Origin of the sequence: Pedobacter jejuensis (genome assembly GCF_003725795.1) — a bacterium.
Classification (GTDB): Bacteria; Bacteroidota; Bacteroidia; order Sphingobacteriales; family Sphingobacteriaceae; genus Pedobacter; species Pedobacter jejuensis.
On sequence record NZ_RBEE01000019.1, the window covers coordinates 1 to 9,131 of the forward strand.

11 protein-coding genes are annotated in these 9,131 nt (G+C 40.5%); 6 read left to right on the forward strand and 5 right to left on the reverse strand.

The features are described 5' to 3' along the window. Positions 1–8 precede the first annotated feature (8 nt). Positions 9–224, reverse strand: coding sequence for a DUF6922 domain-containing protein (locus D7004_RS21265; RefSeq protein WP_407946540.1), 216 nt, complete (start codon positions 222–224; stop codon positions 9–11). A gap of 20 nt (positions 225–244) precedes the next feature. Between D7004_RS21265 and yhhA the strand changes: the two genes are divergently transcribed. From yhhA to D7004_RS10560, 4 genes are all read left to right on the forward strand, one after another. Continuing rightward, entirely contained in the window at positions 245–328 is an 84-nt protein-coding gene (gene yhhA, locus D7004_RS21270) for a YhhA family cyclophane-containing RiPP (RefSeq protein ID WP_407946541.1), read from the forward strand. A gap of 63 nt (positions 329–391) precedes the next feature. Continuing rightward, positions 392–2,521, forward strand: a complete 2,130-nt coding sequence (gene yhhB / locus D7004_RS10550) for a cyclophane-forming radical SAM/SPASM peptide maturase YhhB (protein ID WP_123205829.1) — start codon at positions 392–394, stop codon at positions 2,519–2,521. Beyond that, a complete protein-coding gene (locus tag D7004_RS10555) occupies positions 2,505–3,500 on the forward strand; it encodes a hypothetical protein (protein ID WP_123205830.1) in 996 nt (331 codons plus the stop codon). Before yhhB ends, D7004_RS10555 begins: the two co-directional genes overlap by 17 nt. Before the next feature lie 2 nt (positions 3,501–3,502). Next, positions 3,503–3,895, forward strand: coding sequence for a GNAT family N-acetyltransferase (locus tag D7004_RS10560; protein WP_167459471.1), 393 nt, complete (start codon positions 3,503–3,505; stop codon positions 3,893–3,895). Positions 3,896–4,069: 174 nt separating this feature from the next. On the opposite strand, the gene D7004_RS10565 is transcribed toward D7004_RS10560, so the two are convergent. The 3 genes from D7004_RS10565 to D7004_RS10575 are packed head-to-tail and all read right to left on the reverse strand — an operon-like array spanning position 4,070 to position 6,483. Further along, complete coding sequence (locus D7004_RS10565; RefSeq protein ID WP_123205832.1) at positions 4,070–5,113, reverse strand: tetratricopeptide repeat protein; 1,044 nt, start codon at positions 5,111–5,113, stop codon at positions 4,070–4,072. Positions 5,114–5,145: 32 nt separating this feature from the next. After that, positions 5,146–6,153, reverse strand: coding sequence for a hypothetical protein (locus D7004_RS10570; RefSeq protein ID WP_167459472.1), 1,008 nt, complete (start codon positions 6,151–6,153; stop codon positions 5,146–5,148). Positions 6,154–6,201: 48 nt separating this feature from the next. Further along, positions 6,202–6,483: a hypothetical protein gene (locus D7004_RS10575; RefSeq protein WP_123205834.1), complete on the reverse strand. Its 282-nt coding sequence runs from the start codon at positions 6,481–6,483 to the stop codon at positions 6,202–6,204. 102 nt (positions 6,484–6,585) lie between these two features. Here D7004_RS10575 and D7004_RS10580 point away from each other — a divergent pair, with 102 nt between their 5' ends. Next, on the forward strand, positions 6,586–7,647 hold the full coding sequence (locus D7004_RS10580) for a DNA methyltransferase (RefSeq protein WP_123205835.1): 1,062 nt from the start codon (positions 6,586–6,588) through the stop codon (positions 7,645–7,647). Positions 7,648–7,814: 167 nt separating this feature from the next. After that, positions 7,815–8,882: a hypothetical protein gene (locus tag D7004_RS10585; RefSeq protein ID WP_123205836.1), complete on the forward strand. Its 1,068-nt coding sequence runs from the start codon at positions 7,815–7,817 to the stop codon at positions 8,880–8,882. 97 nt (positions 8,883–8,979) lie between these two features. On the opposite strand, the gene D7004_RS10590 is transcribed toward D7004_RS10585, so the two are convergent. Then, positions 8,980–9,123 (reverse strand): ATP-binding protein, encoded by a 144-nt coding sequence (locus tag D7004_RS10590; RefSeq protein ID WP_279634749.1) that lies wholly within the window; start codon positions 9,121–9,123, stop codon positions 8,980–8,982. Positions 9,124–9,131: the final 8 nt, after the last annotated feature.

Genomic DNA, 9,131 nt, shown 5'->3' on the forward strand with positions numbered 1-9,131 from the left:
TTTCCGGATTAAATCCAGTGTTTCTCTTGTAACTGTGTTTTTGTATAACATTTCAGTTGATTTTTAGTCAACCGGAAATATTTACATACTTTGTCTATTATTAATTCAGGTAGGTACCCGATTTCATTTTTCAGTGTGTCAATTATTTTTTCTCTGCCGTAGAATGCTATGATTATACCCAAATCCTTCTCATCGCCCCTAGTCAATACTCTTTCAATAACGATTCGGTAAGACTTTAAGCCGTATGCGGGAAAAAATGATGCAGCAGTCGGATGTTCAAAGCATTACAGACTATAGTCGCATGCATCATCGCCACAACCGTTCTTAGAACGACTTTCAGGTGTACGTGTGAACTCGCACGTACACTTTTTACCTTTAATCCTCTAAATTCATGCAAAACGACGCTCTCCCAGCAACAGTCAGTTGCTTTCTTTTAAAGGTTGCATCAAGATGCAATATCAATTGCGACTACTGTTATATGTACAATCACCTCGATCAGAGTTATAAACAGCAGCCTAAGTTCATGTCGAAGGACATTATGAGTGCTGCCACCCACCGTATAGTAGAATACGTGCTTGAAAAAAATCTCAAGAGGGTAGCGGTTGTTTACCACGGCGGAGAGCCACTGCTGATGCAAACAGACCGCTTTGTTTCACATATAAAAGAGCTTAGATCAGCGCTTCCGATTGGGGTTGAGGTGGAGTTTTCCATGCAAACGAACGGAATCCTGCTCACTGAGGATACGATCCGTTCTTTTCAGGCTTGCGGCCTACAGATTTCACTTAGTATCGATGGACCAGAATCGGCAAACAACAGGCACCGTCTTGATCACCAGGGCAAACCAAGCTTTGCTGCAACCGAAAATGCGCTTAAACTTCTTCAGCGATACCCAAGTGTGTTCTCAGGGGTAATTGCCGTTATTGATCCGCGGAATGATCCACAGGAACTCTTAAATTTTTTCGCTTCATATGACCTCCCTCAACTTGATTTTTTGCTGCCCGATGCGAATTTTCTAACACCTCCAAAATTAAGGGATGAACAGGAAAATATCTTCGTACAGTGGTTAATTAACTGCTTTGACATTTGGTTCGATGAGTATCCAAACATCAAAATCAGGACTTTTGACAGTATTTTGGCCGGACTATTAGGGGTTCCAAGCGAAACCGATGGTTTTGGTTTTGGAGATGTGAGCCTGATTACTATTGAGACAAATGGCAGTTACCATGACCTTGATGTGCTTAAAATAACAGGTGGAGGAACCTATCTGGATAACGGTGATGTATTTTCAGCTCCGATTAAGGATGCTGTTGCATCCAAACAGGTGGAGGCGCACCGCAAACTTTTGAAAAAAGAAGGACTGGCAAAAAAATGCCAGGAATGCGAAATTGTGGAGATCTGCGGAGGAGGTGCTGTAGCACACCGATATGGTAACAATGGATATGAGAACCCCAGTATTTACTGTAGTGAGCTGGAGCAACTGATCAGGCATATACAATTTCGTGTTTACGATGAACTTGCGAAGGAGGAACCATTAGATCAACTGGACGAAGATTTCATCCTGGACTATGAACTCGATAGCTTGGACTCGCAAAAAATACATCAGGCAAAATCATTTTTCATGAAGGATCAGGTATTGCTGCTCAAAGCGGTACTATCGGCGTCCCAAAATGAATCAGTCTCCACTGAAGGTATAGATGAAGATTCCCTGCAAAAAATCGCCATCATGCCTTCAGTAGTCGTTTGGACTGAGGTCATGAAAAAAAATCTCGAAGGTAGAGTCCTGACCTCTACAGACGGCACTCATCTGGCGGCGGATGTATCTTATCTACAGAGCATTATTGATGATCAGATCATCGATGATGCCTGGCCGCTGATCAATAGAGCAGACGAATGGCTGAGGAAACCATTTGGAAAGGAGATTCATTTTGAAGATAGGTCAGCCAATGCAGAGGGCATGAAAGTCCTAGAAGAGGCCTTTGAGTTGATCACCTCCTTTAAGCCGTCCTTAATTGAGGAAATGAGGCTGATCTCTCCTGAGATCCAGCTCATAAGGGATTTAAAAGCAGACCCAGAACAGGTGGTTTCCTTTAGTGATAACAGTGTTCCGGGTGCACTTTATGTCCAGCTGATGAGAGGTGAAAGTTTCATCGATCCAAGTGATCTGGCGGATTCTCTGATCCATGAGCACCGCCATCAAAAACTTTATCTGCTCCAGCGACTGACGAACATCGTGGATGATGATCACATCCTGGTCAATTCACCATGGCGAACTGAATTACGTCCGCCATCGGGTTTGTTTCATGCGCTTTACGTCTTTTCAGAATTATTGGAGTTTTGGAATTTCCTTCGGAAAAAGGAAGATTACAGGACACGCGCGGAAAGAGAGTACTGTATTGTCAGGGAAAAACTCAGAAAAGGATTTATTACGATGGAGACCTGCAAATTAACCCCATCGGGAAAGGCCTTACTTAAGATATTGGAACAGAAAGCAAACTTAATTACAGATGGAGCTACCAGTTAAGGTTATTGAAATGCAGGAAAATGAGCGCAATAAATTTTTAGCAGCTTATTTTCCAGGAAAGCAGGTCGGGCTTGAAGAAAGCCACGGTGCATTATCGATATCCCTGGACTGGTACAGGGATCCCTCTTTTTATATAGATGATCAATTGATTGAAAACCTTGCGCTATTGGATAAAGAGATGGATTGTTATGGGATCCCTGAATATAGAAAATCGTATGACGGTTATAATCTAGTCCTGAATGACAACTGGACACTGTATTATTGGGCAAATGTCTTAAAACATCGACCAGCGCTCAGCGGAAATTTAGACAAGCTGGTCATTATCCATATTGATGACCACTATGACTGTATGCCTCCGTTATTGTTCAAAAACGGAAAGGATACTTTCCTTGATCCGGTAACGGGCACTTCGGTTAAAATGAATGATCCTGAAAGTGTGATCACTGCTATTAAATCTGGATCAATTGCTATCGGCAGCTTTATTACACCGTTCCTGCACCATCTGTCTTCAGTTGATTTTCGGTATCTTATCCCTGAATCAAGGAATGCCACGGAGGTCGAAAAGGGAAATATAAGTGTAACTGAAGTTGCTGATACACTTTTCGATGGAAAGCTTAGGCCATTACTGGAATTTGAAACAAAGGGAAAGGTTTCAGCCAGGCACTATCGGCTTTCCACAGACCTCATCCGCATCCTGAGTGATATTCCAAAAGATGCCGTTGTCCTTATCCATATCGATATGGATTATTTCAATAATAGATTTGATGGGGACTCAGATTGGGCAGACCATGTAAAAAAACACGATCCGGGCGCCAAAATCGTCCATTCGCAGATAGAAACAGTGCTGAAAACCCTTAAAAGGGACGTCGATTTTGAACGCGTGATGGATTTTACGATCGCACTATCACCTGGTTTCTTTCCATCAGAGTACTGGGCGGATAGCTTTACACTGTTCAACAAATATCTGCTCAGAAAATGACAATGGCAACCGTCATAGATCCTTCAGCGATTGAACTAAAACCAGGTTCAGGTCAGATGCTAAATGATAAGCAAAAGGGAAAGTACTGGCATATCATGTATCAGGAGCAGCATGTAGGAAAAGTATATATAGATTATTTCAAAAACGAAATTCTTGGCAGGCACCCGGCTATTGAAATCTTCATCAATCAGGCTTTTCAAGGAAGGCAAATTGGCCGGTTTGCCTATAGAAAGGCCTGTGAGGAAAGCAAATTGAAGAAAATCTACATGCATGCAAGGAAATCAAATACAGCCTCTATCAGGGCAGCATATGAAGCCGGGTTCAGGACCATTGAAAATCCACTATTTAAACAAGTGGTCATGCTTTGGACCAAAAGCAGTGAAGCGGTAAAATAGATTTAAACATAAGATTTTTTATGGTAGGGAAATCACCAAGTTCACATGAAGGTGAACAATAACAGAAATGCTGCCTGAGCGCACGCCGAAACCAATCCAGGTTTTTATTATCACCAAACAAGCAGAACATGCATCGGCTCCTGAATATGTGGAAGGGCAACTATTGATTCAGTTCTATGCAATGATAAAATCAGTATGACCTGATCTTGCCCGTTCAATGTTCTGATCAAGGATTTCTTTAGAAATATTTGGATTATCGCCACCTGCTATTTTTGCCCGTTCAAAAAGAGTAATGGCTTTTTCCATATCAGACTGAAAACGATAAATCCTACCCAGCTCATATAGTGCAAAGTCGTAGTTGGGTCGTTGGTGGTTGATTACCTCATTTAGAAGCTCGATCGCTTTGCCAAAGTATTCCGCCGATTTTTCAGGTTTACCTTCTTTTTTATACAGATGCCCCAATCGCATATTAGCTGAGGCACGATTGCAGGTAAGTGCCCAATTTGGCGAAGAATAACCCATTCCTTTTTTAAACCTGGCAACCGCGCTGGTAAGATTTTCCTTAATTTTCTCGTTTTTACCTGTAAGAGGGTCAAGTTTCAAATCATCAAGAAACATTAAACCTATGCCTTCTGCATTATAAGCGATCCAAATGGCATTGTTAAAAAAAGATTTATCAAAATCATGTTTATGTTTTTCAATAAATTTAATAGCTTCCGTTGCACTGGAAACGGTCAGATTAAAATACTTAAGTACTTTTTCCTCCCCGTGCTTTTGAGCGTGTAGGACCATCATTCCATAAGCCTGCGCCAGGCTGGCTTTTGCAAGTGCTAAAATCCTGATGTTATTTGATGGGTTGTTTATCACTGAGGATAATTCCGCAATAGCAGCTATCATGTTTGGCTCGTGATACAAATGGTAATTTGCAACGGCACGGTTATATTCCACTTCCGGCCGGAGCCCTTCGGAAAGCTTTTGGTTATAAATGGAATTAAATTCATTAATGGCCTGTGAAGGAGAGCCTTTTAAATCAAATACTATTCCTTTATAATTCAGAGGCTGAAAATAATCAGGGTCGAACTCAATTGATTTGTTTAAATCAGCCAAAGCCCTATCTAAGATAGCAGAATCCAGGGTACGGTAGTAAGTTGCTACTTTAATAGTGGCAGAATTGAAAAGATCAAATGCCTTTCTGTTCAATGTGTGCGCTTGTAACATATACTAAAAACTTTATCAAAGTTAATTAATTATTAGGAATAAATCTGGATATGAATGAGTGCCTCATAGACGATGTCCATCCTGGTCTCGAACAATTTAGTATCTGCAACCTTTAAATCCCAATCTATGATGATTTTTTTCTTCATTTTTAGGTGCGATTTAATGATCACATCACTTCCAGATTTTTCTATAAAAACATTCAGAACATGATTTGGTTTTACACCAAACCGCCAGATCCATGTAATCAGCTTTAAGTAGTTGTCCGAAAAAGGGACTGCAATTACATCATTTAACACGGAAGGAGCTTCAGGCTCTAAAAACGGAAGCACCCCGGGTCGAACAGGTTGTATACTTGTATTTTGAGCCTGACTGGCATTAATCTCATTAAGCATGAAATCAAAAGCCAATCTGAAAGCTGTCTTTTCCTGATCGTCGTTACATAGAACCGAGAAATATTTTTCACTACGGTAGCGGTTAAAAAAATAAAAGATAAAAGCGATGAGACCGAACAAAAGGATAAACGGGATCAGAGGCTTAAAAAGCTTGGTCAGGGGTTCAACGGGGTATTCATCAAAGAAACGTACTTTTTTTTCTGAGACAAGCGTATCCAGTTTAACGGTAGCCTTATTCCTTATTTTTGAATACTTACTGGTCAAGAGCTCATTTAGAAGGGTTTCTGCCTTTTCCTCCAGTCCATTCGAATTATACTTTTGGGCAACTTCAAGTTTTGTGCTATCTAAGAGAAATTTGGCATGTTCTCTTTTTTTCAAAAGATTATTATAATTAATCGATTGCTTTTTATTCAATCCTCCTTTCTCTTTCAGTAGGGTTATTGCTTCTTGGAAAGCTTCCAGGGTATCCAGGTAAAGGACCAAATCGTTCTGCAATGAATCCCTCGTCTTAATTAACTGTTTTTCATCCGTGTCTGGTTTTTTCTTAAACACTTTTCCAGATACCTGAGCATGCGCGAAGCTTCCCATATAACCTAAAAAGCATATCATTAATAAACATGTTTTTATCGATTGAGCAAAGTTTAACATTGTATTGGGGCGCATATTGATTTAGGTCAGCTACGGAGATCGTGATAATTATGGTTTCAGGAAATCTTTCCAGGTATAGGGGAAATTTTTTTTCACCTCGCCTATGACCTCTTCAAGACTTACGCCATGCAGTTTTACAATTCTTTTAAAATCGGTGGCAAAATCTTTTTTACTTGTATTGGTGCCCCGAAACTCTGTTAGACCCAGTTGCTGACGCTTTACCTCATTGTAGGCATCGTTTACGCTCATTTTCCCAATGAGTACCTGCTCATAGAGTTCTGGGTTGAGCTTTTGAACTGTAATAAGCTTAACATCCTTTTCTTTGGCCATTGTGATAACGATTTAACCTAAAATTACAACTAATTATATTATTGACTTAATTTATTGTTAAAATATTGCTGAATATCTTTTTTTAGCTACTTTAGGGTACCAATGTCACTTAACGCTCATCATCCTATAGAAGATATTTTGGCAAAGGATCTTTTTTCCTTGCCAATGGCCGAGCTGGCGCCATTCATTGAACGGGCGTTTCAGTATTGGCGTGAAAGAGGATTTCCTTATCGTGAGATGACCGATAGGGAGATCAAAAGAAAGTTCGAACTTGTAAAAAACAGTTCTGTACTGACCATGTCGCCCGATAAACAGATCTCCAGTTCGACATCCGGCCTGGAACTGGCCAATTTTTTTCATCCGCAAATTTGGAAAGCAACCCGTTGGGGACATCATAAATCTCCAATTGATTACTTCAATGATGATGATACTCTTAGAAAATTACTTGAAAAAACAATAAGGCTTTGGCCAGACAGGAGATGTTGGTCAGCTTATGTAATCAGAAGTGTATTCCGGATTTATTCAGGCGGAAGGGTATCTAATTTCAGGCCGACGGTTTCAAAAGCCCTTATAGAAAAATTTTCATTTCAGGGGGCGACGGTACTGGACTTTTGTGCAGGATTTGGCGGCCGTCTACTTGGAGCGATGGCGCTTGAGCGGCATTATATTGGAATTGATCCATCAATAACACAGATAGATGCAAACAAAAAAATGTATGAAACCCTCAGACCGTTCGCCAAATGCAGCGCAGAATTTTTGATGGGTTGTGCGGAAGAAGTCATGCCTACCCTGAAGTCGGCATCTATAGATCTTATCTTTACCAGCCCACCATACTTTAAGCAGGAAAAATATAATAAGGAATCAAACCAGAGCTATCTCCGTTATAAAAACTATGAAAAATGGAAAAATGATTTTTTACATGAAGTGATCATTCAATCAAAGCGTTTATTAAAACCGGGTGGTTTGTTCATCATCAATATTGCTGACGTCCGAGGCTACCCACTGGCAGCTGACTTTGAAAAACTTGGACGGAACCACTTTTCATTTGTTGATCGGTATGAACTCGATATGGTTGCGAGGCCTTTACATCGGAAAACCAGCCTTTCCAATAAATCCGAGCCAGTGTACATTTTCAGGAAAAAAATAGTGGATCTTAATTTATAATGCCTCATGCGTATATTGCATAGCGAGGTTAAAGTTCATGACGGAAATTTAAATACGGAGGCTCTTTTAAACCTCCTTGGGTTATGCGGCTAATTATTGTTAACTTGCTGCTTAAGGGCTAAAATTAATTTAAGGCCTATTTAATAACGCCCAACTCAACATATATCATGCTTAATGAGCAAGATCTCTACAGTAAATATGATTTGCTTCTGCCCAGCCGGTTTGAAGGCGGTTACCTTATCATCTTACTTTATCAGCGGATCGCCGATGGGGAAATCCCAGAGTTTTTTGAAGCCAGCGACATTCGCACGCTACTTGATGAGATTGCGAAAGAATATCAGGAGTCTTCGCCTCAGTCTGAACGTATTATTAAACGGTTGATTCACTACCACATCAGGTCTCATTTTGAGCGGCCAGGGAAGTATTTTTTAACTGAATTTTCAAAGAGTACAGTTAATATGCTGATCCATAAACTGGAAAACCCTTATAAGAAATTCCAGCTAAAATCAACCTTTGAGGAACATTTTTCCCTAAGGCTTTTAGGTGTTAGAACGGTCGCTGATTTAGAATCCAGGTTTGGCCGTATCTTCATAGAGGGGCCAAAAAAGGTAGTGAATGACCATTTGCAGGCTTTGGAAGACGAGCTTGATCAGGCTTATTCCGAATTGAACACCATTCTCGAGGCGGACCTGAGTACCGCAACCGAGCAGGTTCGGCTTTTTAGCGGCGTATTCAGAAAGTTTGGTAACCGGGCCGATGACATCGGCAACTCTATATCTTCAAAGGATAAGTTTTTAAGGGATTTACTTTCGCTGCTGGATGGGATCTATGCAGCTATACAAAGCTCAGCGCAGCCAAAAGGGGACGAAGAAGTAAAGCACCTGCTCGGGCTCAAACAGGATTATTTACTAGCCAAAGAGATTTATCAAGACCTGCTCCATTTTTTCGATATGGTGGATATCAAGTTGGGTTATATAGGCAGACAGATTCTTAATGCCAGTGAGAAGCTCAGTGAGCTTCATGAAAACCTGTCCAGCCGTGCCCATTTTAGGCTGAAGTTAAAGCTCCTGTTTAAAAACTGTCTGGATTCCTCCCAATATTCAACCGAGGGTGTGACGTTTTTAAATGGTTTTCCCTTAAAGTCAATCGCCCTGGAGCGGTTAAAACTCGTCCATCCGGTATATTATGATTACGTGCATATACCAATAAATTTGACCCCCTTTCGCCAATTTTAAATTGACCCCCAGAGTTGTTGCTTGAAAAAAGCAGAAGTTGTTGTGGAAAAAGGCTTTTTAGAATCGATCTTTTAAGTCCTGTTTAACAACTGTTATTTTACAAAAATACGTTTTCAATCTTAGAGTTTCTCCTTCTCATAGATTCACCAAATAATTCAACTCTTATTGAGTGATGAACGATACGATCAAGAACCGCATCTGCTATTGTTTTCTCACCAATTATATCATACCATTCCTTCACTGGTATTT

What these genes read in the sequence shown, in the direction of transcription:
- yhhA (WP_407946541.1), top strand. Translation starts at nt 245, where the DNA reads ATGCGGGAAAAAATGATGCAGCAGTCGGATGTTCAAAGCATTACAGAC.
- yhhB (WP_123205829.1), top strand. Translation starts at nt 392, where the DNA reads ATGCAAAACGACGCTCTCCCAGCAACAGTCAGTTGCTTTCTTTTAAAG.
- D7004_RS10555 (WP_123205830.1), top strand. Translation starts at nt 2,505, where the DNA reads ATGGAGCTACCAGTTAAGGTTATTGAAATGCAGGAAAATGAGCGCAAT.
- D7004_RS10560 (WP_167459471.1), top strand. Translation starts at nt 3,503, where the DNA reads ATGGCAACCGTCATAGATCCTTCAGCGATTGAACTAAAACCAGGTTCA.
- D7004_RS10565 (WP_123205832.1), bottom strand. Translation starts at nt 5,113, where the DNA reads ATGTTACAAGCGCACACATTGAACAGAAAGGCATTTGATCTTTTCAAT.
- D7004_RS10570 (WP_167459472.1), bottom strand. Translation starts at nt 6,153, where the DNA reads ATGTTAAACTTTGCTCAATCGATAAAAACATGTTTATTAATGATATGC.
- D7004_RS10575 (WP_123205834.1), bottom strand. Translation starts at nt 6,483, where the DNA reads ATGGCCAAAGAAAAGGATGTTAAGCTTATTACAGTTCAAAAGCTCAAC.
- D7004_RS10580 (WP_123205835.1), top strand. Translation starts at nt 6,586, where the DNA reads ATGTCACTTAACGCTCATCATCCTATAGAAGATATTTTGGCAAAGGAT.
- D7004_RS10585 (WP_123205836.1), top strand. Translation starts at nt 7,815, where the DNA reads ATGCTTAATGAGCAAGATCTCTACAGTAAATATGATTTGCTTCTGCCC.